The organism is Microbulbifer magnicolonia, from assembly GCF_035117725.1.
GTDB lineage: Bacteria > Pseudomonadota > Gammaproteobacteria > Pseudomonadales > Cellvibrionaceae > Microbulbifer > Microbulbifer magnicolonia.
The window spans coordinates 103069-129081 of sequence record NZ_JAYEFD010000005.1 but is presented as its reverse complement, the minus strand read 5'-3'; the positions used below and the strand labels follow the sequence as shown (position 1 = coordinate 129081).

General features: G+C 59.9%; 21 protein-coding genes. 8 read left to right on the top strand and 13 right to left on the bottom strand.

Annotation, left to right across the window (positions count from 1 at the left end; genetic code table 11):
- Window positions 1–58: 58 nt before the first annotated feature.
- From RRF64_RS17725 to RRF64_RS17715, 3 genes are read right to left on the bottom strand one after another with little or no spacing between them, the layout of a single operon-like run.
- Complete coding sequence (locus RRF64_RS17725) at window positions 59–1108, bottom strand: phosphotransferase (protein ID WP_422732645.1); 1050 nt, start codon at window positions 1106–1108, stop codon at window positions 59–61.
- Window positions 1109–1110: 2 nt separating this feature from the next.
- Window positions 1111–2352 carry an acyl-CoA dehydrogenase family protein gene (locus RRF64_RS17720; protein ID WP_323847264.1) on the bottom strand — a complete coding sequence of 414 codons (1242 nt, stop codon included), beginning with the start codon at window positions 2350–2352 and terminating at the stop codon, window positions 1111–1113.
- 24 nt (window positions 2353–2376) lie between these two features.
- On the bottom strand, window positions 2377–3060 hold the full coding sequence (locus RRF64_RS17715; protein ID WP_323847263.1) for a histidine phosphatase family protein: 684 nt from the start codon (window positions 3058–3060) through the stop codon (window positions 2377–2379).
- A gap of 107 nt (window positions 3061–3167) precedes the next feature.
- Between RRF64_RS17715 and RRF64_RS17710 the strand changes: the two genes are divergently transcribed.
- The 3 genes from RRF64_RS17710 (at window position 3168) to RRF64_RS17700 (ending at window position 6965) form a co-directional block, all read left to right on the top strand.
- Window positions 3168–4058: a LysR family transcriptional regulator gene (locus RRF64_RS17710; protein WP_323847262.1), complete on the top strand. Its 891-nt coding sequence runs from the start codon at window positions 3168–3170 to the stop codon at window positions 4056–4058.
- A 297-nt stretch (window positions 4059–4355) separates the two neighbouring features.
- Window positions 4356–6386: an NADPH-dependent 2,4-dienoyl-CoA reductase gene (locus RRF64_RS17705; RefSeq protein ID WP_323847261.1), complete on the top strand. Its 2031-nt coding sequence runs from the start codon at window positions 4356–4358 to the stop codon at window positions 6384–6386.
- A gap of 27 nt (window positions 6387–6413) precedes the next feature.
- Entirely contained in the window at window positions 6414–6965 is a 552-nt protein-coding gene (locus RRF64_RS17700) for an isochorismatase family protein (protein WP_323847260.1), read from the top strand.
- Between the two features lie 74 nt (window positions 6966–7039).
- Here the strand turns inward: RRF64_RS17700 and RRF64_RS17695 are convergent, their stop codons facing one another.
- A complete protein-coding gene (locus RRF64_RS17695; RefSeq protein WP_323847259.1) occupies window positions 7040–8323 on the bottom strand; it encodes an MDR family MFS transporter in 1284 nt (427 codons plus the stop codon).
- 889 nt (window positions 8324–9212) lie between these two features.
- Between RRF64_RS17695 and RRF64_RS17690 the strand changes: the two genes are divergently transcribed.
- Window positions 9213–10787, top strand: coding sequence for a carboxylesterase/lipase family protein (locus RRF64_RS17690; protein ID WP_323847258.1), 1575 nt, complete (start codon window positions 9213–9215; stop codon window positions 10785–10787).
- 13 nt (window positions 10788–10800) lie between these two features.
- Complete coding sequence (locus RRF64_RS17685; protein WP_323847257.1) at window positions 10801–11349, top strand: histidine phosphatase family protein; 549 nt, start codon at window positions 10801–10803, stop codon at window positions 11347–11349.
- A 49-nt stretch (window positions 11350–11398) separates the two neighbouring features.
- On the opposite strand, the gene pepN is transcribed toward RRF64_RS17685, so the two are convergent.
- Window positions 11399–14029: an aminopeptidase N gene (gene pepN, locus RRF64_RS17680; protein WP_323847256.1), complete on the bottom strand. Its 2631-nt coding sequence runs from the start codon at window positions 14027–14029 to the stop codon at window positions 11399–11401.
- Window positions 14030–14338: 309 nt separating this feature from the next.
- Window positions 14339–15979 (bottom strand): gamma-glutamyltransferase, encoded by a 1641-nt coding sequence (ggt, locus tag RRF64_RS17675; protein WP_323847255.1) that lies wholly within the window; start codon window positions 15977–15979, stop codon window positions 14339–14341.
- Window positions 15980–16161: 182 nt separating this feature from the next.
- Between ggt and RRF64_RS17670 the strand changes: the two genes are divergently transcribed.
- The 3 genes from RRF64_RS17670 to RRF64_RS17660 all read left to right on the top strand — a co-directional run bounded on the left by RRF64_RS17670 (window position 16162) and on the right by RRF64_RS17660 (window position 19743).
- Complete coding sequence (locus tag RRF64_RS17670; protein WP_323847254.1) at window positions 16162–19128, top strand: intermembrane phospholipid transport protein YdbH family protein; 2967 nt, start codon at window positions 16162–16164, stop codon at window positions 19126–19128.
- A gap of 83 nt (window positions 19129–19211) precedes the next feature.
- Window positions 19212–19406 (top strand): YnbE family lipoprotein, encoded by a 195-nt coding sequence (locus RRF64_RS17665; protein WP_323847253.1) that lies wholly within the window; start codon window positions 19212–19214, stop codon window positions 19404–19406.
- A 7-nt stretch (window positions 19407–19413) separates the two neighbouring features.
- Window positions 19414–19743 (top strand): YdbL family probable chaperone protein, encoded by a 330-nt coding sequence (locus RRF64_RS17660; RefSeq protein WP_323847252.1) that lies wholly within the window; start codon window positions 19414–19416, stop codon window positions 19741–19743.
- Between the two features lie 91 nt (window positions 19744–19834).
- On the opposite strand, the gene rpoS is transcribed toward RRF64_RS17660, so the two are convergent.
- The 7 genes from rpoS to ispD form a co-directional block, all read right to left on the bottom strand.
- Window positions 19835–20881 carry an RNA polymerase sigma factor RpoS gene (rpoS, locus tag RRF64_RS17655; RefSeq protein ID WP_323847251.1) on the bottom strand — a complete coding sequence of 349 codons (1047 nt, stop codon included), beginning with the start codon at window positions 20879–20881 and terminating at the stop codon, window positions 19835–19837.
- Window positions 20882–21096: 215 nt separating this feature from the next.
- Complete coding sequence (locus RRF64_RS17650) at window positions 21097–21942, bottom strand: peptidoglycan DD-metalloendopeptidase family protein (RefSeq protein ID WP_323847250.1); 846 nt, start codon at window positions 21940–21942, stop codon at window positions 21097–21099.
- A 113-nt stretch (window positions 21943–22055) separates the two neighbouring features.
- Window positions 22056–23021 (bottom strand): DUF368 domain-containing protein, encoded by a 966-nt coding sequence (locus RRF64_RS17645; RefSeq protein ID WP_323847249.1) that lies wholly within the window; start codon window positions 23019–23021, stop codon window positions 22056–22058.
- Window positions 23018–23689: a protein-L-isoaspartate(D-aspartate) O-methyltransferase gene (locus RRF64_RS17640; RefSeq protein WP_323847248.1), complete on the bottom strand. Its 672-nt coding sequence runs from the start codon at window positions 23687–23689 to the stop codon at window positions 23018–23020. The genes RRF64_RS17645 and RRF64_RS17640 overlap by 4 nt, the downstream gene beginning before the upstream one ends.
- A gap of 138 nt (window positions 23690–23827) precedes the next feature.
- Entirely contained in the window at window positions 23828–24808 is a 981-nt protein-coding gene (gene truD, locus RRF64_RS17635) for a tRNA pseudouridine(13) synthase TruD (protein ID WP_323847247.1), read from the bottom strand.
- The gene (gene ispF, locus RRF64_RS17630) at window positions 24801–25301 is read right to left on the bottom strand and encodes a 2-C-methyl-D-erythritol 2,4-cyclodiphosphate synthase (protein WP_323847246.1); all 501 of its coding nucleotides are present in this window, start codon (window positions 25299–25301) and stop codon (window positions 24801–24803) included. Before ispF ends, truD begins: the two co-directional genes overlap by 8 nt.
- On the bottom strand, window positions 25301–25999 hold the full coding sequence (ispD, locus tag RRF64_RS17625; RefSeq protein ID WP_323847292.1) for a 2-C-methyl-D-erythritol 4-phosphate cytidylyltransferase: 699 nt from the start codon (window positions 25997–25999) through the stop codon (window positions 25301–25303). The genes ispF and ispD overlap by 1 nt, the downstream gene beginning before the upstream one ends.
- Window positions 26000–26013: the final 14 nt, after the last annotated feature.

Below are 26013 nucleotides of genomic sequence, written 5' to 3'. Positions count from 1 at the left end.
GTGCGCACCAATATTAGCGGAGCGTATATCGGACGCGGATCGGTGCGCACGGCGCACCCTACGCCGTGTCGATAACGTCCAGCGCCAACAGCGCCAGCGGCTCGACAAAGGCGCCGAGGCGCGCTGCGTTCTTGTTGGATGCATTGCCGTCATGTGCGCGCTTGGCCACCCCTTGAATGATGGCCGCGAGGCGGAAGAAGCTGAACGCTAGGCAAAAAGCCCAGTTATCGATGCGATCGATGCCCATACGCTCACAGTAGCGCGCCACATACTCCTGCTCCGACGGAATACCGAGTGCGCTCCGGTCCACGCCCATCAACCCGGAAATATTGCCGGACTCGGCGGGCATGCGCAGCTGCATGCACTGGTAGGCCAGGTCCGCGAAGGGGTGACCGAGCGTTGACAGCTCCCAGTCGAGCAGAGCGATGGCGCGACTCTCGGTGGGGTGGAACATGATGTTGTCGAGCCGGTAGTCGCCGTGTACCAGTGCCACGCGGCCATCGTCCTCCGGCAGTGCACCGGCCAGCCAGTCGATCAGCTGGTCCATGGCTGCAATGTGCTGCAGCTCGGAGGCGCGGTACTGGCCCTGCCAGCGCTCGAATTGCCGCTCGAAATAGTTGCCCGGTTTACCGTAATCGGAAAGGCCGGTGGCCTCCAAGTCCACGCTGTGCAGCGCCGCCAGTACCCGGTTCATTTCCTCGTAGAATTCGCCGCGCTGGCGGTTGTCGAGCTCCGGCAGGGCGGCATCCCAGTAAATGCGCCCGTTACAATATTCCATCACGTAAAACATGGAGCCGATCAGCTCGCGGTCATCGCACAGGTGCAGTACCCGCGGCACCGGCACTTCGGTATCGGCCAGGGCGCGCATCACTCGGAATTCCCTGTCCACCGCGTGCGCGGACTTCAACAGTTTGCCCGGCGGCTGACGGCGCAGCACATAGGTAGCGGAGGCAGTCTGCAATTTAAATGTCGGATTGGACTGCCCACCGGAAAACTTGCTGACCGTCATCGGGCCGCTAAAGCCTTTGATGTGTGCAGCGAGATACTTCTCCAGCTGCTCGACCGGCAGCTGCTCTACGGAATTGCGCTGGTCTGACACAGTATCCACCGTTATCCCCTCCCTCGGTTTTTCTCAAGGGATTGTTGCTCTGCGCCGTAGCGCGCGGCCAGGTTGCGCCCCAACTGCATCATATGCACCTGATCGGGGCCATCCGCCAGGCGGATGGTGCGGGCATAGGCATAATGCTGTGCGAGACTGTAGTCCTGACTCACACCGGCGGCGCCGTGGATCTGAATCGCGCGGTCGATCACGGTACAGGTCATCTGCGGCGCGACTATCTTGATCATCGCGATCAGATCCTTGGCCGCCTTGTTGCCGTAACGGTCCATCTGATCCGCGGCTTTCAGGGTCAGCAGGCGCGCCTGCTCGATTTCACAGGCGGACTTGGCGATGTCCTCGCGCACCGAACCCTGCTTGCTCATCGGCCGACCGAACACGACGCGCTGCTCGGCGCGCTTCGACATCAGTTCCAGCGCGCGCTGGGCCTGACCGATCAGGCGCATGCAGTGGTGAATGCGACCCGGTCCCAGGCGCCCCTGAGCGATTTCGAAGCCGCGCCCCTCACCCAGAATCAGGTTGCTCGCCGGCACACGCACGTTGTCGAAGATCACTTCCGCGTGCCCTTCCGGCGCATCGTCGTAGCCGAAGACGGTCATCGGCCGCAGAATTTTCACTCCCGGGGTATCGGTGGGCACCAGGATCTGCGACTGCTGCTGGTGGCGGTTCGGGTTGTCCGGATCCGTCTTGCCCATCACGATCATGATCTTGCAGCGCTTGTTCATCAGGCCGCTGATATAGAACTTGTGGCCGTTGATCACGTAGTCGTCACCATCGCGCACTATCGAGGTCTCGATATTGGTGGCGTCGGAGGATGCGACCTTCGGCTCGGTCATCGCAAACGCCGAGCGGATTTCCCCGTTCAGCAGCGGTTTCAGCCACTGCGCCTGCTGCGCCGGACTGCCGTATTGGGCCAGCACCTCCATATTGCCGGTATCCGGCGCGCTGCAGTTAAAGACCTCCGAAGACCAGATGACCTTGCCCATCTCTTCCGCCAGCGGCGCGTACTCCAGATTGCTCAGCCCGGCGCCGAAGCGCGCATCCGGCATAAACAGATTCCACAATTCCGCCTCGCGCGCCTTCGCCTTCAGTTCCGCCAGAACCGGCGGCTCACCCCAGCGGTCCTCAAGCAACTGCTCGTGAAAGGTCTGCTCCGCCGGATAGACATGGTCATCCATAAAGCGCTGCAGGCGCTCGAGCAGGGCTGTCACCTTGTCTGAATATTCGAACTCCATGATCGGCCGCCTCTGGTATTTGTTTCAGCTGTAGGTAATGAAGTCATGCCGCCCCTCTGTCTCCAGGTGCGGTACGTGATTGAAGCTGTGCAGGCTGATACTGCCCGCACCGGCAAAGAAGCGGCTCACCGCCGTATTTTTGATCTGCATATTGAGCTTGGTTACCGTCTCCGCCTGCGCACCGAGCACCTGGCGCACCATCATCGCGATGGCGCCGCCGGAACTGACCACCAGGGTTTTGCTGCCTTTGGGGCTGTCGCCGATCAAATCCAGCGCCTCGCCGATACGCTGCTCGAATTCGCTCCAGCTTTCCGCCGGGCTGATCTCGCCCTCGGACCAGGCCAGCATCGCCTTCTTGAGAAAGCGGTAATAATCGGAGCGGCTGGCGTCCCGCGCCGGCACCGACTGCGGATCCAGCTCGCCGAAGCTCTGCATCACGCTGTGGAAGTCGAACTCGTTCAACTGCGGCACTATTTGCACCTGGGCCTGCACCTGGGCGGTATCCAGCCCCATTGCCTCGCAGATACCCCGCGCGGTTTCCCGATGGCGCAGCAGGCTGCCGCAGAGGATGCGGTCAAATTGCATACCGGCCGCATGCCAGTGCCCTCCCAGCCAGCGCGCCTGGCGCCAGCCCAGCTCCGACAACTTGTCGTAATCGGCGGCGCCGAATGAGGCCTGGCCGTGGCGCACCGCGTAAAACTCTGCCAATAGATGTCCCCCTTGCTTGAGCTCTTACCCTAGCGCCGGGCATTGAATCATCAAAGTTTATTATGCGAATATCCGAACATTCACATTGATTATGCTTGGTGACACCCGTGCAGCTGCAAAAGATGGACATGAACCTCTTCCTGGTGCTGGAGGCGATATACAACGAGCGCAACCTGACCCGCGCCGCGGAGCAGTTGCATATCACCCAACCGGCGGTCAGTAACGCCCTGGCGCGCCTGCGCCGCACCCTGGATGACCCACTGTTCATCCGCAGCCCGGCAGGCATGACACCCAGCCCGCTGACCGAGAGCATCATGCCCAGGGTCCAGCAAGCGCTGGCGCTGCTCGGCGGCAGCTTGAATGAACAGCGCCATTTCGACCCGGCCACGGTGCAAAAGACGCTGCGCCTGTCGATGAACGACATGGCGGAGACGCTGCTGCTGCCGCGGCTGCTGGAGCAGCTGCAACGGATGGCACCGGGAATCGCTGTCGAGTCCTACTATGTGCCCCGCGACCAGCTCGTGAAGGAACTGGCAGCAAACACCCTGGATTTCGGCCTCGACATTCCGCTCGCCACCGCTACCCAGCTGCAGCAACAGCGCCTGATCAACGACCGCTACCTGTGCATGCTGCGCGCGGACCACCCGCTGGCGCAGCAGACCAGCCTGACCCTGGAACAGTACCTGCAGCTGGAACATATCCACGTATCCAGCCGCCGCAGCGGCCCGGGGCTGGTGGATATCGCCCTGAACAAGCTGGGCCGGCGCCGCAATATCAAGCTGCGGGTGCAGCACTACCGGGTCGCGCCGCTGGTGGTGTTGCGCACCGATCTCGCGCTCACGGTACCGGCCAGCCTGGCCAACCAGTACCCGGCGCAGCTGTTCGAACTGCCGTTCCAGATTCCGCAGATGGACTGGCATTTGCTGTGGCACAAGAACCAGCACGACGACCCGGCCAATAAGTGGTTGCGGGGGCAGTTGATAGAATTGTTTGCGTAGAGCCGGGACTCGGAACTCGAAAAGGAACACTGAAGCCCGGCGCGAAGGCCCTGCTTCCGCTGCCCAACCGGCGAAAGCGCCCGCGGCCGGCAAACAGTACCGATCAGGTTTTTCGCCGGGTGGCTACCGGCAGCAGGGCCGCCCAGAGCTAGCAGGCCAGGACCCGTCCGACCCAAACAGGCCAAAGAATTCGACCGGAATGGTCACTGCCCGCCACCCACGCCCTTGCTATTCTTCGCAGCAACCATATGCAACTCTTTGCATATATCTTGTCGGTCACAAGAAGAGAGAATTGCCATGTCCCACGCCTACCCCCACCTGTTGGCCCCGCTGGACCTGGGCTTCACCACCCTGAAAAACCGGGTGCTGATGGGCTCCATGCACACCAACCTGGAAGAACACGCCGGCGGCTTTACCCGGCTGGCGGCCTTCTATGCCGAGCGCGCGCGCGGCGGTGTGGGCCTGATCGTGACCGGCGGCATAGCGCCCAACGAGGAGGGCGGCGTGTTTATGGGCTCCGCCAAAATGACCACCCCGGAAGAAGCGCAGCAGCACCGGGGAATCACCGACGCGGTGCACGCCGAGGGCGGCAAGATCTGCATGCAGATTCTGCACGCCGGCCGCTACGCCTATAATCAGAACCTGGTCGCCCCCTCGGCCGTCCAGGCACCGATCAACCCCTTCACGCCGCGCGAACTGACCGGCGACGAGATCGAAGGCCAGATCGACGACTATGTGCGCTGCGCCACCCTGGCCCGCGAGGCCGGCTACGACGGCATCGAGATCATGGGCTCGGAGGGCTATTTCATCAACCAGTTCATCGTGTCGCGCACCAACAAGCGCACCGATGAATGGGGCGGCAGCTTCGAGAATCGCACCCGCCTGCCGATCGAGATAGTGCGCCGGGTGCGCGAAGCGGTCGGCACAGATTTCATCATCATCTACCGCCTCTCCATGCTCGACCTGGTCGAAGACGGCAGCACCTTTGACGAGGTTGTTACTCTGGGCAAGGCCATCGAGGAAGCCGGCGCGACCATCATCAACACCGGCATCGGCTGGCACGAAGCGCGCGTGCCCACCATCGCCACCAGTGTGCCCCGCGCCGCCTTTACCGAAATCACCGCCAAGGTGAAGCAGCACCTGAGTGTGCCGGTAGTCACCAGCAACCGCATCAACATGCCGGAAGTTGGCGAAGAAGTACTTGCGGCCGGGCACGCGGACATGATCTCCATGGCGCGACCCTTCCTCGCCGACGCCGAGTTCGTCAATAAAGCCGCCGAGAACCGCGCCGACGAAATCAACACCTGTATCGGCTGCAACCAGGCCTGCCTGGACCACACCTTCGAACTGAAACTGACCTCCTGCCTGGTCAACCCGCGCGCCTGTCACGAAACGGAACTGCAATACCTGCCGACCGATGCCCCGAAAAACATCGCCGTTGTCGGCGCCGGCCCGGCCGGCCTGGCCGCCGCGACCGTAGCCGCGGAGCGCGGCCACAATGTCACGCTGTTCGAAGCGGAAGGAATAATCGGCGGCCAGTTCAATATCGCCAAGCAGATCCCGGGCAAGGCCGAATTCGAGGAAACCCTGCGCTACTTCAAACGCCGCCTGGAAATCACCGGCGTCGAAGTCAGGCTCAACACCCGCGCCACCGCGGAAGATCTGCAGGCTTTCGACGAGGTCATCATCGCCACCGGCATTAAGCCGCGCACACCGCCGATTGCCGGCATCGAACACGAAAAGGTGCTGAGCTATCTGGATGTGCTGAAGCACAAGAAGCCAGTTGGCAAGAAAGTGGCGATCATCGGCGCCGGCGGCATCGGCTTCGATGTCGCGGAGTACCTGGCGCACGAGGGCGACAACAGCGGAGAACTGATCGCCAGCAGCAAAGCCGAATTCTTCGACGAATGGGGCGTGGATATCCGACTCGAAAATCGCGCCGGCCTGAAAAAGCCCAGTGCGGTAACGGCGCCGCGCCAGGTGACCCTGTTGCAGCGCAAGGCGTCCAAGGTCGGCGCCGGTCTCGGCAAGACCACTGGCTGGATCCACCGCACAAGCCTCAAGCACCGCAATGTGGAGATGATTGCCGGTGCCAGCTATGAGAAGATCGACGACATTGGCCTGCATATTCGTATTGGCGATGAGCAGCATCTGCTGGAAGTGGATAACGTAGTGATCTGTGCCGGCCAGGAACCTGCGCGGGCGCTGTACGATACGCTGCAGGCCAGCGAGGTAAAAGTCCATTTGATTGGCGGCGCCGACGAGGCGGCCGAACTGGATGCGAAGCGGGCCATCGATCAGGGATCAAGACTTGCGGCCGTAATTTAACCGGCATTAATGAGAAAAAGCGCCGAGATGATTAAAACCGACAATCCGGCACTACTGGTGATCGATGTGCAGCAGGCCATCGATCACTTCTCGCCCCACCCACGCAACAACCACGTGGCAGAACAGCGAATCGCCGCCCTGCTGGAACACTGGCGCACCCTCGAGTGGCCGGTTGTGCATATCCGTCACTCGTCCCACTTCCCCGAATCCCCCTATTACGCAGATTGTCCGCACTTTGCCTTTAAGCCGGAGGCCGAACCCCGAATAGGCGAAACAGTGCTGACCAAACGGGAGAACTGTGCCTTTATCGGTACCGAGCTCGATGAAATACTCAGGCGGCGCGGTATTACGGAACTGGTGGTAACCGGAGTCGTGATCAACCACTCAGTGGACGCTACGATCAGAGTGGCCGCGGCCCTGGGTTACCGGATTCTGTTACCGGAAGATGCTACAGCCGCTTTTGCGAAGCCGCTTCGCGATGGCTCTCTGCTCGCAGGGGAAAAATTGCAGCAGATATTCCTCAGCAACCTGGATGGAGAGTACGCCCAGGTCTGCCACAGCCGCAACCTTCTCCAGTAGGATGCGCTACTAGTACCTTCTCTTGAGACAATGAACAAAAATGGCCCCGCAAGGGGGCCAAAAACAGAGGGCGACTATTGCGGCTGGGGCGACTCTGTCTCTAAACGTACTACCTCTACATTTACCGCCTCTTCCAACACCTGCCACTGCGGCCTGGAGAGAGAATCGGTCAGGCGATAGAGAGCAAACACCAGACCGCAAAGACCGAACATCATCCAGTAGAGTGTGGCCCCACTCCACCACTCGATCACTATACCGCCCACCAGCGGGGCTACCGACCAACCCAGTGAGTAAAAGGACGAGGCACCGAAGTAGCTGCCGCGCAGGTGGTCCGGTGCCAGCCGGTCGATCTGCACACTCATGGTCGGGAAGAGCACCGCCTCCGCCAGGCTGACAACAAATGTCGCCCCCAGCCAGCCCGCAAACCAGTCCACCGGATTGAGCGCAAACCACAGCTGCCCCAACGCGAGCACCGCCAAGCCGATAACGATGCGCCCGTTGACATCGATATCGCGCATCATCTGCAGCAGTGGAAACTGCAGCAGTACTATGGTGGTGGCGTTGACCAGGATCATGCTGGAAATGAGCTCGACCAACCTGGGCGCCTCCGCCCGGGTCAGGTATTGCACCAGACTCGAGTCCATATGGGCATAGATAAACAACGTCAGCACATTGGCGATAATGACCACCAGAAAAACCTGGTCCTTGCGCAATACCGCCAGAGTATTGCGCAGCGTTACCGTTGCGTCCCGACGCTTATGCGCCTGGCGCCCAGCCTCCGTGTGCGCGAAGCCCCACAGAAACGCCAGACTCAGCAACAGGTAGCTGAACGCCGTGAGTCCAAACGTCGACTGCTGTGCGCTGAGGCCGGCCCAGACGCCAACAATCGGACCGAGCGCGGCGCCCACATTGATCAGGAAGTAACGAAACTGCAATGCAAGTTCGCGGCTCTGCTTATCCGGAATCAGATCGCCGATCAACGCACTGGCCGGCGGCTCCCATATGGCGCGGCCAATGGAGCAGAAGGTCATGGCGAGAATAAATACCGGCAGTGTCTGCGCGACAGCCAGAAGCGCAAAAGCAAAAAAATTGATTGCCGTTCCGACCAGCAACACATTGCGGCGACCGTAACGATCCGACAGGGATCCTACATAAAATCCCAGCAGTGCCGCCCCAACCGCCGAGGCACTGAGAATCAAGCCGATTTCCGCCGCCCCCAGCTGGAATTTCTCATACAACAGAATCGCCAGAAACGGCCACACCATAAAATAGGTACCGCGACCGAAGAAACTGCCGATCAATATTATCCAGATTAAGGGCGGAAAGCTGTGCAACCGCTGCCACCACTGCCGGTCCATTTCACACTACTCCTTGTCGATAGTTACTCTCTTCGTAAATTTCCAGCAAAAAAAAACCCGGAAGGTCAGCCTTCCGGGTTTTTCTCAGGAGGAAGGCAATACACCTTCCAACGCCTAAGCTTTGTCAGGTGTGCTAGGTGATCATTGCGAACACCGGACGCGTCTTATAGACAGTCTTGCAGACAGTCTCGCGCGCGACGCATAGGGAGTGGGTTTCCAGAACACCACACCACAGGCGAGCGGCGGCCGGCAGCTGTCGCTGCTTGGCAGAGCGCTTACGCGGTGATAGATGGAGATTCGGGGTGCTCATCGGAAACGGTTTCTAGTTGACTCTATGACGTTAATAGTATCCGAGTAATCGGCGTTTGCAAGCGGAAGTTTCGCTAATTTTCCAGCATTCTCTCCTTTTCCAGAAAAAGCGGAAAAAAGTGGGAGAGAGGTCATAAAGCGCACCGCTGGCAGGCAGGCTCCATCCGCCATTTCTGTCGACCTAACAGCAACCGCAAAAAATCATCGAGGCCGACAACCACCTTGAAAAGCCTCCCGGTGCCTGTGTTGGAACTATCTATTTTCCAGGGTGCGGTCACGCGCGATGAATCACCGTGCAACCTCGCATCTCACTCGGAACATTTCTGTTGCGCGGCGGCGAATATTCAACTTCACCGGCCGAAATAACTCTCCCTTCGTAGACAATCGGCCAGTTTCATCGTCATCAGTTTAAGAGCGTCTATGGATGGAGGGACCTGTAGAGCCCACCGAAAATTCGGCAGCCTCGAAAGACCAGCCTTTACGGCGATGACTGAAAATGCCGCGCCTGCAAAGGCAAAATTGGCGCCAGCTATACTCAATGGGTTAAGGAACAAATTGCGCAAGGATCAGGGCGCCATCGATGACAAGCGACGCGAGTATCGGCCTCCAATTTAACAATAGCCGGCATACCACACCCATCGCAGAAACCCCTGCCGGACCAGTCATTGGCACAATCGACGAGGCGACCGGCGTGCGTCGCTTCCTCGGCATCCCCTATGCCCTGCCGCCGGTGGGTGACTTGCGCTGGCTGCCGCCGCAGCCCCTGCCACCGCGGCAGACGCCGTTACGCGCCCTTGCCTATGGCATGCCGGCTGCGCAGAATCCTTCGGCATTGATCGAGGTCCGCGGGCCCAACGGCGAGCCACCGGAGAGCGAGGACTGCCTGTATCTGAATATCTACGCGCCGCCGGTCGCGGGCGACAAGAAGTTGCCCGTCATGCTCTGGCTTCACGGCGGGTCCTTTTATATGGGATCCGGCTGTCAGGACATCTATAACGGCGGCTTCCTGGCAGCCAGCGGGCGGGCAATCGTCGTGACCTGCAACTACCGTCTCGGCGCGCTGGGCTTTTTGCGTTTGTGCGATATCACCGACATTCCCTCCAGCGGCAATGAGGGACTGCTGGACCAGATAGCGGCGCTGAAGTGGGTGTCCGCCAACATCGCTGCCTTTGGCGGAGATCGTGACAACATTACCCTGTTCGGCGAATCTGCCGGCGCGATGAGTATCGCCGCCCTGATGGCGGTTCCGCGCTGTAACGGGCTCTTCCACCGCGCAATTGTGCAAAGCGGCAACCCGGCCGCCATCCATAGTCGAGACAGAGCCAACCATCTGGCGCAGGCATTCGTCGAATTTCTCGATAAGTTCAACGACAGCGGGTCACTGCGCGAAGCCAGCACACGATCGCTACTGCAGGCGCAGCAGGCAGTGTTATCGGACCAACGTATGGAGCGGAACTGGGGGCAGTTGCCGTTCAAACCGGTGTACGACGGCGAATTGCTGATAGCTGAGCCGTTAAAGGCCCTGAAGAGCGGCACTGCACAGTTGTCCCTGATGCTAGGCAGCAATCTGGACGAGTGGAACCTGTTCAGTGCCATCAATCCACAGAGTTTCACCCTCGACAACCGGCAGATCCGTGAACGGCTGGAGTGGCTGTTGCCACGGAACTTACTGGATCCACTGCTGGACCACTACTACCGGGTAGCACAGTCACTGAACGGCAATCCCTGGCCGGAATGGAGCCGCACCTGGAATCTGCTGCTGACGGATATGGTATTCACCCTGCCCGGCCTGCGCCTGCTGGAGGCACACGGCGGCAGTGGCTTCCACTACCACTTTGCCCAGCCACTGGCGGCGCACCCGCTGCTCGGTGCCTGCCACGCAGTGGAACTGGGCTATGTATTCGGCACCCATGGTGCGCCATCACTGCAATCTCTCTATGGTGGCGAAATCAATGCGCATCTATTGAGCAACAGCATACGCGAAGCCTGGCTGAACTTCGCCGAGTGCGGCGATCCCGGTGGCGGCTGGCGCACTTTCAGCGAAAGACACAGTCGCAGATTTGGCGAACATCCGGCGGGAAGGCCTTTCGACACGACAGAGCTCGCGGCCTTGTGGCAACATATACCGGACGAACTATTAACCGGTTATCTATAGAGTTGGCAGGCGAGTGACGAAGATTTTATTGGTGCGCCATGGTGAGGCGGCGAAGGGCCCCTCGACACCGGACCCGGCGCTTACGGCTCTCGGACAAGAGCAGGCGGAAAAGCTTGCGCGGCAGCTCGCCGAATCGCAGCCGCTGTCTCTGATCAGCAGTCCCAAAATGCGGGCCCTGCAAACGGCGCAGCCGCTGGCAGACCTCTGGCAGTGCCCGGTCAATATTGAAGAAGCCGTGACCGAGATCCCTTCGCCGGAGGGAATCCCGCTCAGCCAGCGCGGCCAGTGGATTCGCTCACTGCTCGACAGAGACTGGGACGCGCAGGACACAAATCAGATGGCGTGGCGACGCGGCATCGTCGATTATCTGTTAGCGCTGCGGGAAGATACGGCCGTTTTCTGCCATTTTATGGTGATCAACTCCGTCGTTGCGCATATTCGCCATGATCGCCGGATACAGCAGTTTCGCCCCGATTATGCGTCCGTTACCGAATTGCGTCTCGAGGGCAATCGACTCGAACTGCTAAGGCTGGGGGAGGAGCGCCGCAGTCATATCTTATAGGGCGGCCCCTGCTCCTCCCTTCAGCAACGCAGCATCCCCGCGCAGAGCACTAAACCAGGCTCTTGCTGACGACTTCATAGAGGTCTGCCGACAGCTTGCCCGTGTCCATAATCGATTGAAGCGCCTGCTTCATCTGCAGACCCAGTTCACCCAAGTACTTTTTCCAGCGGGTGAGCGGAATAACGAGGCGCGCGGCAATCTGAGGATTGAGTTTGTCCAGGACGACAACCTGTTCCGCCACAAACGCAAAACCACTGCCGTCGGAACAGTGGAACTGGGTAAAGTTGCGATTGGCGAAGCCACCGATCACCGCGCGCACCTTATTCGGGTTTTTCAGTTCGAAGGCCGGGTGCTGCATCAGTGCGCGCACCTTATCCAGTTTGCCCCACTTCGCACTGGAGCTCTGCAGACCGAACCAGAGCTCTATCACCTGGGTGTCCTGCTGCCAGCGCTGATAAAAACTATCCAGCGCACTCTGGGCGACAGCTTCGTCGCCATGGTTAACCAGCCCCGCCAGTGCCGCCGCGCTGTCGGTCATATTGGCCGCATCGCGAAACTGTTCCTGTGCCAGAAGCAGGGTATCCGCCCTGCCAGTAGCACACAGGTAGGCCAGGCAGGCATTTTTCAGGCTGCGCTCGGCGATATCGGCGGCGTCGGGGCTGTACGGCTTTTCGGTGTGCAGCCTGCGATAGCACGCCAGCAGGTCGTCGTGTAGCGCCTCCGCCAGCGCTTCCCGGGCGAATCTGCGCGCGACGATAATGGCCTCGGCATCTATCTGTTCACCCTGCTCGGCCAGCGTCTGCTCGCTCGGCAGCGACAGCATTTCCGCAACCAGGGCCGGATCCAGGTCGCGGTTCTGCAACACGCTGCGGTAGGCCTCGACCAGTTCCGCTTGCAGTTGCAACTTGTTCCCCTCGCGGTAATCGCGCTGCAGCTGCTCCAGTGCCATCAGTGCCAGGCGCTGGCTGGCATCCCAGCGGTTGAATTCGTCCGAGTCACAGCGCATCAGAAACAGCAGTTGCTCGGTGGAGTAACCGTAGCGCACCTTGACCGGTGCCGAAAAACCACGCAGCAGCGAGGGCAGAGGTCTTTCCGTCAGGCCGCTGAAGCTGAACGTCTGCTCCGCCTCGGTAATTTGCAGGACCATTTGCGTAGTGCCCGCGGCATCCAGCGGCAGGTCGCGGCCGTCCGCGCCCAACAGACCGAACGCCAGTGGAATATGAAACGGCAGTTTCTTTTCCTGCCCCGGTGTCGCCGGGCATGTTTGCTTGATAGTCAGTGCATAGTTGCCGCTGGCGCTGTCGTAGGCATCGGTCACTTCGAGGACCGGTGTGCCGGCCTGGCTGTACCAGCGGCGGAACTGGCCGAGGTCGACGCCATTGGCATCCTCCATCGCCTTGATGAAATCCTCACAGGTAACGGCGCGGCCGTCGTGACGCTCGAAATAAAGATCACTGCCCTTGCGGAATCCCGCACCACCCAGCAGGGTGTGTATCATGCGCACCACTTCCGCGCCTTTCTCGTAGACGGTCAAGGTGTAGAAATTGGAGATCTCCATATAGGAATCCGGGCGCACCGGATGCGCCATCGGACCCGCGTCCTCGGCAAACTGGGTGGTACGCAGCAGCGAAACATCCTCGATTCGCTTGACCGCGCGGGAATTCATATCGGCGGAAAACTCCGCATCGCGGAACACGGTAAAGCCCTCTTTCAGGCTCAGCTGGAACCAGTCCCGGCAGGTGACGCGGTTGCCGGACCAGTTGTGGAAGTACTCGTGGGCGACAATGGATTCAATGCGCTGAAAGGCGCTGTCGGTAGCCGTTTCCGGACTGGCCAGCACGCAGGCGGAATTGAATATGTTCAGGCCCTTGTTTTCCATCGCCCCCATATTGAAATGGTCTACCGCGACAACCATAAAAATATCCAGGTCGTACTCGCGCCCGTAGACCTCCTCGTCCCAGCGCATGGCCTTTTTCAGCGAGCGCATCGCGTGGTCGCACTTACCGATATTCTTCGCCTCGGTAAAAATCTGCAGTTTCACCTGACGCCCGCTGGCTGTGGTGTAACTGTCCTCCACGTGCTGCAGGTCGCCGGCCACCAGCGCGAACAAATACGACGGCTTGGCAAAGGGGTCCTCCCAGGTGACGAACTGGCGGCCGTCCTCTGTAGTGCCCCGCGCGATTTCATTGCCGTTGGACAAGAGCACCGGGTACTGCCGCGGCGCCACTATGGTGGTCGTGAAACGGGACATCACGTCCGGGCGATCCGGATAGTAGGTGATCTTGCGAAACCCCTCCGCCTCGCACTGGGTGCAGTACATGTCGTTGGACAGGTACAGCCCCTCCAGCGAGGTGTTGTCCTCGGGGTTGATGCGGTTGTGGATCTCGAGCACAAACTCCGGCGCTGCCACTGGAAGCGAAAGTCCGTCCGGCAACTCCCGGTAGCGGCTGGCCGGAACCAGTTCGCCGTCGATGGAAACGGAAAGCAGCTCCAGTTCCACGCCGTCTAACTGCAGGGGCGGCAGCCCCTCCCCGGCCTCGGGGTTGCGCCGGATCTTCAGCTGCGACCTGACCAGGGTGGCCTTCGGCTGCAGCTCGAAATGCAGGTGGACAGTGTCCACCAGGTAGTCCGGTGCGCGGTAGTCCTTCAGGTAAACGGTATGGGGTTGAGCGTCTTTCATGATCCGAAACTTCCTCTGCCAGCTAAGCCGCGTCCCGTTGCCGTTCTAAATGAGACGCGGCGCACAAGTTATCACTCCCGGCAAAATTCACAAGACTCCGATACCGCATTGCACCAAAGCTGTCACTTGGAGCCGACAAGCGGACGGGACGAGCCGAATTTTAGCCGACCCGGAGAGGTTGATCGCCAGCGCCGGATGCGCGGGCGCTCGCGCAGAGCGACCGGGTCGGGAAAAAGAAGCAGAAAGATCTGCGCGAGGCAGCGGGCGCTGCCGACCAGCAAGCACCCGGGAATGGAAAAGGACCGCCGGTCAGTAGCCCGCGGCATGCCCGTCTTTGCGACTTTCGGAGGCGCCGTGATAGACGCCATTCCCATCGCGCTTTATGCCCTGATAGCCACCGTAGGGGCCGCTTTCAAAGCGCACCTGGTGTCCCATCTGTACCAGGCTGCGGCGCGTCTCCATCGGGAAGCCGTCCTCGAGGCTGATATAGCCGCCGTCCTGCATCATTTCGTCGGTCGGCTGGCTGGAGCCCGTATGCAGTATGCGCGGTGCATCTCCCGCCTCCTGGACATTGAGGCCGAAGTCCACCATGTTGATGACGATCTGCGCGTGCATCTGCGGCTGGGTGGCGCCACCCATTACGCCGAAGCTCATGAACGGCTCACCGTCTTTGGTGATAAAGGCCGGGATAATGGTGTGGAAGGGGCGTTTGCCCGGCTGATACTGATTGAAATGCCCTTCCTTCAGGCTGAACATCTCGCCGCGGTCCTGCAGGATAAAGCCCAGCTCCCCCGGGGTCATACCGGAGCCCATACCGCGGTAGTTGCTCTGGATCAGCGACACCATATTGCCGTCTTTGTCCGCCACCGTCAGATAGATAGTGTCCCCGTGGCGCAGGGCGACACTGCCCGCATCGTAACGTTTGGCCGCTCTATCCAGGTTGATCAACTGGCGTCGCTCGGCCGCGTATTTCTTCGAAATCAGCTGCGCGACGGGTATCTTGTTGAAGGCGGGATCGGCGTAGTATTTCGCCCGGTCTTCGAACGCCAGTTTCTTCGCCTCGACAAACAGATGAACGTACTCCGGGCTGGTGCGCCCCAGCTTGGCCAGGTCATACCCCTCCAGAATATTCAATATCTGCAGTGCCGCTATGCCCTGGCCGTTGGGCGGCAGCTCCCACACATCGTAACCGCGGTAATTGGCCGAAACCGGCTCCACCCACTCGGACTTGTGCGCCGCCAGATCCTCGGCAGAGAGGAAGCCGCCATTGTCTTTCATATAGGCCGCGATCTCTTTCGCGATAGCACCCCTGTAGAAGACATCGCGGCCGCCTTTGGCAATCCGGCGGTAAGTCTCCGCCAGGCGCGGATTGCGAAAAAGCTCGCCCTCCTGCGGCGCCTTGCCAGCGGGCATAAAGGTGTCGCGGAAGCCGGGATATTTTTCCAGTACCGGTACCGAGCGGTTCCAGTAATAGGCGACCAGTTGGGTGACCGGGAAGCCCTTGTCCGCGTACTCAATCGCTGGCGCCAGCAGGTCTTGCATTGGCAGCCGGCCAAACTTGTCGTGCAGCTCGAACCAGCCGTCCACCGCGCCGGGCACGGATACCGGCAGGGGCCCGTGAGAGGGGATCTTCGACAGGCCGTTCTGCGCAAAATATTCAAATGGCAGGGATTTGGGCGACCGCCCACTGGCGTTCAAGCCGTAGAGCTTGCCCTCCTCCGCATTCCAGACGATCGCAAACAGGTCACCCCCGATACCGCATCCGGTCGGTTCCATCAGTCCCTGGGCGGCGTTGGCGGCGATCGCCGCGTCGACGGCGCTGCCACCGCGCTTGAGAACATCGAGCGCAATCTGGGTCGCCAGCGGTTGGCTGGTGGCCGCCATTCCCTGGGTCGCCAATACCGGGGAGCGGCTGGCGAACCCCTCACCGGTCACTCGATCGTAAGCCACGGCTGCCCCCCCGCCCGTCAGGGCCATGAAAGTGAATGAGATATTGAGGAAGGTTCGTATCGCATTTCTCACAAACAGCGCCTCTCTTATTATTGTTCCAGGCCGGTTACACTGAAATCATATTGGTGGTGCCAGTTTCCATATTTACCCGGCAATCGCAAGTCAGCTTCAAGAGGTCCAGCGTGCGCAAGTCCCGCCTTATCCTAGTCACGGCAGTCCTGCTGGTACTGGCGGCCTGCTATTGGGCCTGGCGGGACAGGGACCGCGTAGCGCTGACGCTGATCAACCCGTTGCTAAAGGGCAGCAGTATCGAGCAACTTCAAGGCCTGCAAATCGGCGTCGGTCGCGTCTCCATTGAGCGGCTTAATATCGGCCTGGATAGCAATGCAGAACTGCAATTGGAAAATGTGCGGCTACTGAACCCAGTGAGCCTGCTATGGGCGGGGAGCCGGAACCGAGCACAACTAACGATAGATAAGTTGCGCTATACACCGCGGCCCATTGCAGTCTCGACAATCCCCCAGCCAGACCACTCTGACGTTCCCCCTGCACGAGACTTGAAACTCAGTGAAATGGTAGAGCCGCTGTACCGGTATCTGCCGGAGAAACTGCAAATCGCTGAATTGCGTTGGGGGAAAGAAGCAACACAGATTGGCACCCTGAATCTGCGCCGTGACAGCGAGCAACACTCGGTCCACGCCGATTTCTCAAGCGGCGGGCAGCGCCTTTCCGTGTTAGTTCGGGCACCGGAAGGTCGGGCCAGGTTCGTCGCTCACCTGGGTACAGAAGGTCAGGACCCGGCACTCTCACTGACTGGCGAGCTGACACCGGGCGATAGCGGGACTTGGCGGGGTACCGCGAAGCTGGAATCCGACCTGCAGCAGGTTACCGACCTGCCCCTGTCCGAGAATCTGAACGATATCGCCGCGAGCGCCTCGGGAAAACTCGCCGCCAGTATTGAAATGCTGGTGCCGGACCGGGTATTGCAGCTGCAGGATTACCGTCATGTCAGCGCGAGACTCCAGAGCGAGTCACTATACCTCACCCTACCCGCCCAACTACTGGGTGCCGCGATACAGTTGTCGCTCTCCACCCGCGACCCTGTCGTCGTCAAGCTGGCTCGGCTTCAGCCACTGCAGCCGGAAGCGATCAGCGGCTCCGCGACCTTGAAACTGACACCAACCAAGCAACAGGCACCGGCCAAGGCACAGGCGCCGATGCTCGAGCTGCAGGTCGACAGCGGCACCGAACAGGGAAGGAATTCACTCACGGTTACAGGCAGTCTGCATCTCGACCGAGCCAGAGCAGTGCTGCAGGCGCCCCGATGGCAGCAAAAGCTAGCGCCATTTTCCATCGATTCACCCGACGGCTCAGTCCTTTTCCGCGGTAACGCCAGCCTGAAGCCTCCGGGCGATATCCGGAACAGTGAGCGGCAGTGGCTGTCCGATATCAATTTATCGTTCCTGCCGGAAAGCCGTATCAGTCTCGACGTTGCGAGGGCCGAGACGCAGGGATCACAGCCGGCACAGATGGGCTGGCAAAAAGGCAAGGTACAACTACAGCTCGAGGAAGTACTGACACTGCGAATCGATCAGTGGCCCGGCGATATTCAGGTAGCCGGAGGACCTGTGGTGCTGGGGGCACTCTCGGACAGCGGAGACATTAATCTCGATAGCCAGTTACAGCAGATTGCGTGCACGATTGCCAGGTCGACCAGCTGCTCTATGACCCTGGAAATATCTTCCGAGAAAATCACACAACCGGCAATAAACCTGGTCGTTCACAAGCCAGCCATTCATACACAGGTGAACGTCATGCTGGAAGGAAGCCGGCAGCGCTTGCAGTTACAGGACATGGAGCTCTCGGCCGCGAAAATAGTCCGCGACGAAACAACAGCAGAGAATACATTGCTGGTTTCACCGCAGGCCGAGTGCACACTCGCCGACGGAGAACCTGTTTGTATTGCGCAGCAGCTGACCGCAACGCTTTCCATCCTGAAGACCGGCGAACTGACTGCGTCTGGTTCCATGAAATTTGGGGATGTGCAGTTCAATCGGGCAAACAGACAACCGCAACTCAGCAGCAGATTCCGTTCCGAAAATTTCAAGCTTCAGATCCAGGGAGGCTATCAACTGGAACCGCAACTGACCGGCACCCTCAGTTTGAATGGCGATCTCCTCCGCGGCGACGGTCAGATCCTGGCAGGCCCCCTGCAGATGCAGTCTCAGTGGCATCACAACCTGGACAGCGCCGAGGGAAGTACAGAGTTTACCCTGTCAGAGGCAGCGTTCAGCCAGCGGCAGCCGCTCAGCCAATCTGTAACGGGCCTCCCCATGGACATAGTCGCAGGAACCGTTTCCGCCAAGGGACACTTGTCCTGGCCGCCGACTCAACGGGATTTTGCCAACCTGGAACTGGCCGATGTAGCGCTGGTCTTTGGCGATAGCTTCGCGACCGGCGTCAAGGGGCAGTTCGCCCTGCAGAGGCCAGGAAAACACTGGCAAACCGTCAAACCACAACCGGTGCAAATCGACACCCTGGATGTAGGGCTGCCAGTCGAGAATATTCACTTTTTACTGTCACTCGATGAGAATCAGGACGTAAAGCTGGGCAATTTGAGCGCAGAACTGCTTGATGGGCGGCTGGAGTCACAGGCATTGGTATGGAACCTCGTCGGCGCAGAGCGCCGAAGCCAGGTCTCCGTGAGCGGAATCTCCCTCAGGGAACTGACCCGCGAGATGGAGACGGAGAACTTTGCCGCCAGCGGCATCCTCGATCTGCAAATACCTCTAATTACGAGCGCGGAAGGGGCGACCGTAAAGCAGGGAACCATCGAGGCCCGGCCGCCGGGCGGCCGGCTGCGCTATTACGGCGCCTTCTCTGCCGAAGTGCTGTCCAACAACCCGCAGCTCAAGCTGATTGCCGGAGCCCTGGAGGACTACAACTACCGCGAGCTGAGCGGCACGCTGGAATACCCGCCCAGTGGCGACATGCAACTACAGCTCAAGCTGGTCGGTCGCAGCGCATCGGTGGATGCCAACCGGGATCTGATCATCAACCTGAACCTGGAAAACAATATCCCCGCCATGCTGCGCTCGCTCCAGGCCAGCCGGGATCTCACCGAAGCCCTCGAAAAGCAGATTCAGTGAAACCCGTCCGGCCAAACAGGTTCAGATTAGGTTAAGCTAGCCCCGCTACAATGATTCCGAAGTGAAACCCCGAGGAGCGTCAGATGACGACCACCAGACTGACTCCTGTACTGTTACTCTGCGCTATCGTTACTGCAGGGTGCACGCCGACGGTTGCGGTACAGGCCCCCAGTGAGCCCATAACCGTCAACCTGAATGTAAAGATTGAGCATGAGATCCGAGTAAGGGTCGACCGCGAGCTGGAAGACCTGTTCGAGGACAAAGAAGGCATTTTCTGAGGAGCGAATGATGAAGCTTGTTAAGACTGTCCTGCTCTTTTTGAGTCTGGCGATTGCACTGCCGGCCATGGCGATCACCTTAGACACAGCCAAGAGCCAGGGCCTGGTAGGCGAAGCGAATAGCGGCTATATCGCCGTAGTCGGCGAGAGCTCGCCGGAGCTTGAACAACTGATAGCGGAAGTAAACTCCAAGCGCAAGGCCGAATACGCCCGCATTGCCAGTCGCAACAATATCGATATCGCCCAGGTAGCAGCGCGTGCGGCGGAGAAGCTGGAAGCGCGTGTGGCCCCGGGAGAGTTCTATCAGGACAACCTGGGTCGCTGGGTGCAGAAGTAGGACTTGAACAGTATTGCTGCCGGAACGCCGTAAATAAGAAAGCCTGCGAAGATGGCATCTCCGCAGGCTTTTATCTATTTACCGGGTTGCTTTAAAGATTGCCAAACAGGGATTGGCCGTCGAGGCCCTGCTTCTCCATCACTTCGCGGAGACGTTTGAGCGCATCTACCTGTATCTGTCGTACGCGTTCGCGGGTGAGGCCGATTTCCCGCCCTACTTCTTCCAGCGTGCTGGCTTCAAAGCCGCGCAGGCCGAATCTCCGGGATACCACTTCGCACTGCTTGTCCGGCAGTTCGCCCAACCAGCGGTTGATGCTTTCGAACAGGTCACTGTCCTGAAGCAGTTCCGCCGGATCCGACTCGTGCTGATCCGGAATGGTATCCACCAGCGTTTTTTCCGACGACGGACCAATGGGCGTGTCTACGGAGGTAACGCGTTCGTTGAGACCCAGCATCCGCTCGACATCTTCCACCGGTTTTTCCAGCAGCCTGGCGATTTCTTCTGCGGAAGGCTCATGATCCAGCTTTTGTGCCAATTCGCGGGATGCGCGCAGGTAGACATTCAGCTCCTTGACCACATGGATCGGCAGGCGAATGGTGCGGGTCTGATTCATGATGGCCCGTTCGATCGTCTGGCGAATCCACCAGGTAGCGTAGGTCGAAAAGCGGAATCCGCGCTCGGGATCAAACTTTTCCACTGCGCGAATAAGACCCAAGTTACCCTCTTCGATAAGATCCAGAAGCGCGAGACCGCGACTGACATACCGGCGGGCGATTTTCACTACCAAGCGCAGATTGCTTTCGATCATGCGCTTTCTCGCCGCCACGTCGCCACGTAACGCCTTGCGTGCATAGTAGACTTCTTCTTCTGCAGTCAGCAGAGGAGAAAAGCCGATTTCATTGAGATATAACTGCGTGGCATCGAGGTTTTTCTGCAAATGGTTTTCACCATCCAATCTGCGTACTCGAGCCTTCAGGGGGGTGGGTTCAGAGTTTTTTTTTGCCGCTGTTCTCCGGATACGGCCGTTGGTATAGCCCTCTTTGTCGTTTATTCGATGTTCTTTCTGATCTGCTGCCAACTCAGGAGGAAGATCATCTGCGTGGCCAGTCAGCAACTGGTCTTGCCGTTGTGCTTCCATTTCCCCTACTCCTTGTACTTTGCCAATATCAGCCGCACTGCACCTGGTTCGCGCCAAATTTGGCTACCACCAGCTGCTTTACCGTCTGTGCGACAGCCTCCGGATCGGCGGACCTTGCGATCGTCACGATTCCGGTGACTACCTCAAGTGGTACAAATTAAAAATCCATTTTTATTTGCAGAGCTTTCTGACGCTCACTCGGGTTATGGCCTCGGTTAAGGCAAGTGTGCCAGGGGGTCAACAGGCTGCCCGTTTCGGCGAATTTCAAAGTGGAGCTTGTTGCGGTCGGTACCACTTGAACCCAGTTCCGCTATCCTCTGCCCCGCTTTGACCTCGCTGCCCTCTTTCACAAGCAGCTTGTGATTGTGGGCGTAAGCACTCAGGTACTCCTCACTGTGCTTAACGATCAACAGTTTTCCGTAGCCTCTCAGCGCACTCCCCGCGTAGATCACGGTGCCATCGGCTGCTGCGAGTACAGATTCTCCCTTTTCTCCGGCGATATCAACTCCCTTGCGCAAAGGGTCACCTGCACTGAACCGGCTGATGACTTTTCCCTTTGCCGGCCAGCGCCACCGGATGGAGGAGCCCGACGCCGCAGGACGCGGCTGGCGCGACCCACTTACCGTTGAGGATTTTGAACTCTTGGCGGTTGCCTTTCTCTTCGGCAGCGTCGTTACCTTGGGCGCTGGATCGCGTTTGCTTACCACCGCGGGCGGCTTGGCTGCAATTGGGCGCCCCGCCAGCTGCAGGCGCTGGCCGGGATAGATCTGATAGGGAGCAACTATGCCATTGATAGACGCGAGCTCACGGAAATCCTTGCCATAGCGCCACGCGATCGAATAGAGGGTCTCCCCCTGGCTTACCGTGTGATGTTTGAGCCAGATACTCGGCGGCTGGCCCAGGGAACTGGTCGGAGCGGGGTGACTGGCACAGGAAGCCAGCGCGAGGGACAACAGCGCCGCGCTAAAAATTTTTAACACCACCGAAAAATAATGACCGGAAACAGGGCAATTGTCCCGCCATAAAGGGTGCCAATTATGTTGAACGAGGCGACATTCCATTATTCTCTTTTTACATCAGCCGTTCGCATTTATGGGAAAAGTGTCTAAAAAAAAGCTCTACGAAATCGCCGAAAACCTTCATAAAAAGCTGCCGCTCCGACCTTTGGCAGATCTTACTGCGGCGAGGCGCAAGATTTGCCCTCTCGGTAGTTTCTGCCGAGCGAATCCACCACCAGCACAAGCGCCATTGCGACGACAGCGGCAGCGATCGCCGCGCCCAGGTAGGCGCTGTTACCTGTCTCGGCGGTGAAATTGGACGGCGACGTATTGGACATCAGCGGCGCCAGTTTATTCACGGCATCCCCGCTCCCGGCGAGTGGCAATTTCCATGGCCAGATAATCTTCAGGCTGCCCAGCAGGATACCGGCGAGAAACGCCAGGGTGCGGGCGATGTAATTGTGCATTAGCCAGGAGAGCAGCCGACTGAACAGCAGCAGTCCGGTGGCTGCGCCAGCGGCAAAACAGAGCAGGTTCAGCAGCTGCATTTCGTGCACCGCGGCCAGTACACGCGGATAAATGCCGATCAGCAGCAATATGAAGGCTCCCGAAATGCCGGGCAGGATCATGGCGCAGATGGCCAGAGCCCCGGAGAGGAAAAGTGTCAACGGCGTGGCCGGGATCTGCCCCGGGCGCAGCTCACTGATCACCACTGCGGTGGCAATGCCGATCAGCAGAAATAAAACCACCGACAGGGACCAGCGGGGGATACTCCGCAGAATCGGCACCGCCGATGCCAGTACCAGTCCGAAAAAGAATGCCCAGACTACGATCGGGTAGGTGTGCAGCAAGTGACCGATCAACCTGGCCAGACTGAAAATACTGAGCAGCACGCCGGAGAAAAGTGCGAGCAAGAAACTGCCATTGATGTATTGCCAGGCGACCACGACACCGTGGCGCCGCAATATGGTAATGCAGTGCGGACCGATGCGGCTCAGCGAATCGAGCAGTTCCTGATAGATACCGGTGATAAAAGCGATAGTGCCACCGGAAACGCCGGGAACCACATCGGCAGCCCCCATTGCCATGCCGCGCGCGACCACGCCGAGATAGCGGCTTTTCAGGAAATCTAGCAACTTCATCGGACAACACCACTGAGCAGCGGCACGAAGCGCACTGCCTCCATTCTTTCGATATCAAATTGGTCAGTGTCTTCACGGCGGGTGACGACATTCAGGTACTGGCGCTCGGAGCCGACTGGAATTACCAGCACGCCATTGGGAGCCAGTTGCTGCTTCAGTTCATCCGGAATGGACGCCGGCGCGGCGGCGGCCAGAATCGCATCGTAGGGGCCTTTCTCCGGCCAGCCGAAGCCGCCGTTGCTGAGCTTGAACTCGACATTGCGGAAATCCAGCTCCCGCAGCCGCCGGCGCGCCAGGTCCAGTAGGGGTTCGATACGTTCCACGGAGTAAAGATGGTCGACGAGACGCGCGAGAATGGCGGTCTGGTAGCCGGAACCAGTGCCCACTTCGAGCACGCGGTGCAATGACTTGGCGCGGCTCAGCAGCAACTCGGTCATACGCGCGACGATATAGGGCTGGGAGATGGTCTGGCCGTACCCGATGGGCAGCGCCGTGTCCTCATAGGCGCGAAGGGCCAGTGCTTCGTCCAGAAACAAGTGCCGAGGAGTGGATGCCATTACATCCAGCACCTCTTCGTTGCTGATTCCCTCGTCCCGCAAGCGCTGTATCAGGCGGTTGCGGGTACGCTGGGAGGTCATCCCCAGACCTTCACGTTTCAAGCGATCCATATTCTTCTTATTCCGACTGCTCCGGCGCGTATGGCGCACCCTACGTGACTGTACGCAGGATTCCGCTTCGCTACATCCGGCCCGATTACCGGCACCAGGCCGTAGGGTGCGCCGCGCGCACCATTTCAATCCCGAATTCTATGTGGCGCCGGATACATTGGCCAGCTCCGCCACCTCGCGCAGCAGCGCGGTCGCGAAGGCGCCGCCCGGCAGAGCGAACTCCAACAACAGGTCATCATTTGACCACTCATAGAAAAATGCTTCCGGCCGCAGCACCAGCGGGCGCCGCTCCTGCTTCAGTCCGCAGTGCTCCAGCCAGTCGCACCAGGGCCGCCAGGGGTCCAGAACCCGCGCTTCCAGCTCGCCCAGGGCATCCGTGGCCAGGTTTCTGCCCCGCCCCCACAGCGGGCCTGTGGGTTCTGACTCGGGCTCGCCCGGCAGCGGTGACTGCCAGCTGTCCCCGCGCACACGCTCGGCGAGCACCTGATTGAACAGCCAGCTGCGCGCAGCCGACATCGCGAACGCCTTTTCACTCTTGCGACAGCGGCCGTTTTCCTCGGCCAGCCTGCGCACCAGATCCAGATTGCCGCCGTCGCGGCCGAAACGCTGCTCACCGAAGTAATTGGGCACTCCGCCGGCGAGCTGCGCCAGTACTGATTCGGCCCTGTCCCGATCGCCGCGAGTATTGCGCAGACGTATCCGGAAACGGTTGCCCGCATGCTCGCCGCGACGCAGCTTACGCGGTCCGCGGTGATGCTCCAGCAGCACTATTTCGTCGCTGTTGATCAACCGCCAGTCCGCTTCCGGCTTCTGTCCCAGCCAGACGCTGAACCACTGGGTCGTCACCGCGTGGCGGTCCTTGAGGCCGTAGAAACCGATATCCTGCGGGCGCACACCGGCGAGCCTCGCCAGTTGTTCTGCCACCCAGGCGGTGTTGGCACCGCGCTTGCGCAGCAACAGATAGACGTGCTCGCCAATTTCGGCAACTGGCGGTGCCGCCAATTCGTCTACAACAAAATCTTCCGGGGCGCAGCGAAAATCCCCGGTAATGGCCGCGCCGCCCAGCGCGCGCGGCCAATCCAGCGCCCGCAGCCAATCGAAAGCAGGAGTATCAGTCATGGCGGCACTCGAGCAGAACGGTCGCCTGGGCGGCAATGCCCTCGCTGCGACCGGTAAATCCGAGCCTTTCGGTGGTCGTGGCCTTGACGCTGACCGCATCCAACTCCACCGCACAGTCCGAGGCAATGTTGGCTCGCATGGCGTCGATATGCGGGGCCATCTTGGGCGCCTGGGCGATCAGGGTGCAGTCGGCATTGACCAGGCGGTAGCCGCGCTCGGCAATCAGTGCGACCACATGCCGCAACAGCACCCGGCTGTCGGCACCCGCATAGCTGGCATCGGTATCGGGGAAATGGTGGCCTATGTCTCCCAGGGCCAGCGCGCCCAACAGCGCATCGGCCAGCGCGTGCAACAGCACGTCGCCGTCCGAGTGCGCGACCAGCCTGCGCTCATAGGGGATACTGATACCGCCAAGCACGACATGGTCACCGGGGCGTTTTTCATCAAAGCTAAAGGCATGTACATCGAAGCCCTGGCCGACTCGAAAACTCACTATCTCTTATCCTCTGTGGATGCATGTCGCAGGCGCAGTATGGTTTCGGCCAACACGATATCGGAGGGATGGGTAACCTTGATATTGTCACGCCGCCCCGGCACCAGCTGGGGCGCATGGCCGAAGAGTTCGAGCGCGCTGGCTTCGTCGGTGATGTCCGCACCCTGCTCCAGTGCGCGGCGCAGGCAGGAGTGCAGCAGGCTCAGGGGCGCGCGCTGGGGCGTCTGCGCCAGCCAGATGTGGTTGCGGTCCAGGGTTTTATCGACCACCGGCCTGCCCTGTTCGGCACGGCTCTGTTTGACGGTATCGCTGGCGGGCTGCGCCAGCAGCGCGACCGGAGAAACATCTTCGCCAAGCAGCAGCGAAATATCCTCCAGGGCTACGCAGGGACGCGCGGCATCGTGCACCAGCACCGGGGTCTCTCCGCTTTCCCGCGTCGCGAGAAAGTTCAGTGCGGCCAGTACCGAATCGGCGCGCTCGGCACCACCGGTGACCCTGTGTACCTGCGGATGCTTCGCTTCTGCCAGATGGGAGAAATAGGCATCGTCCTCGGACAGGGCGACGACTATGCCGGCAAGTCCCGGCCAGGTAAGGATATTGCGCAGGGTGAGGGACAGCAGCGGGCGCCCCAACAGCGGTAAATACTGCTTGGGCCGGTCTGCGCCCATGCGCTTTCCCACCCCGGCCGCGGGGACCACTACCCAATAACCGT

Bases quoted from the DNA above. Each gene is read 5' to 3' on its own strand.
- RRF64_RS17720 (WP_323847264.1), bottom strand. From the start codon at position 2,352: ATGGAGTTCGAATATTCAGACAAGGTGACAGCCCTGCTCGAGCGCCTG.
- RRF64_RS17705 (WP_323847261.1), top strand. From the start codon at position 4,356: ATGTCCCACGCCTACCCCCACCTGTTGGCCCCGCTGGACCTGGGCTTC.
- RRF64_RS17700 (WP_323847260.1), top strand. From the start codon at position 6,414: ATGATTAAAACCGACAATCCGGCACTACTGGTGATCGATGTGCAGCAG.
- RRF64_RS17695 (WP_323847259.1), bottom strand. From the start codon at position 8,323: ATGGACCGGCAGTGGTGGCAGCGGTTGCACAGCTTTCCGCCCTTAATC.
- RRF64_RS17690 (WP_323847258.1), top strand. From the start codon at position 9,213: ATGACAAGCGACGCGAGTATCGGCCTCCAATTTAACAATAGCCGGCAT.
- pepN (WP_323847256.1), bottom strand. From the start codon at position 14,029: ATGAAAGACGCTCAACCCCATACCGTTTACCTGAAGGACTACCGCGCA.
- RRF64_RS17665 (WP_323847253.1), top strand. From the start codon at position 19,212: ATGACGACCACCAGACTGACTCCTGTACTGTTACTCTGCGCTATCGTT.
- RRF64_RS17660 (WP_323847252.1), top strand. From the start codon at position 19,414: ATGATGAAGCTTGTTAAGACTGTCCTGCTCTTTTTGAGTCTGGCGATT.
- rpoS (WP_323847251.1), bottom strand. From the start codon at position 20,881: ATGGAAGCACAACGGCAAGACCAGTTGCTGACTGGCCACGCAGATGAT.
- RRF64_RS17650 (WP_323847250.1), bottom strand. From the start codon at position 21,942: ATGGAATGTCGCCTCGTTCAACATAATTGGCACCCTTTATGGCGGGAC.
- RRF64_RS17645 (WP_323847249.1), bottom strand. From the start codon at position 23,021: ATGAAGTTGCTAGATTTCCTGAAAAGCCGCTATCTCGGCGTGGTCGCG.
- RRF64_RS17640 (WP_323847248.1), bottom strand. From the start codon at position 23,689: ATGGATCGCTTGAAACGTGAAGGTCTGGGGATGACCTCCCAGCGTACC.
- truD (WP_323847247.1), bottom strand. From the start codon at position 24,808: ATGACTGATACTCCTGCTTTCGATTGGCTGCGGGCGCTGGATTGGCCG.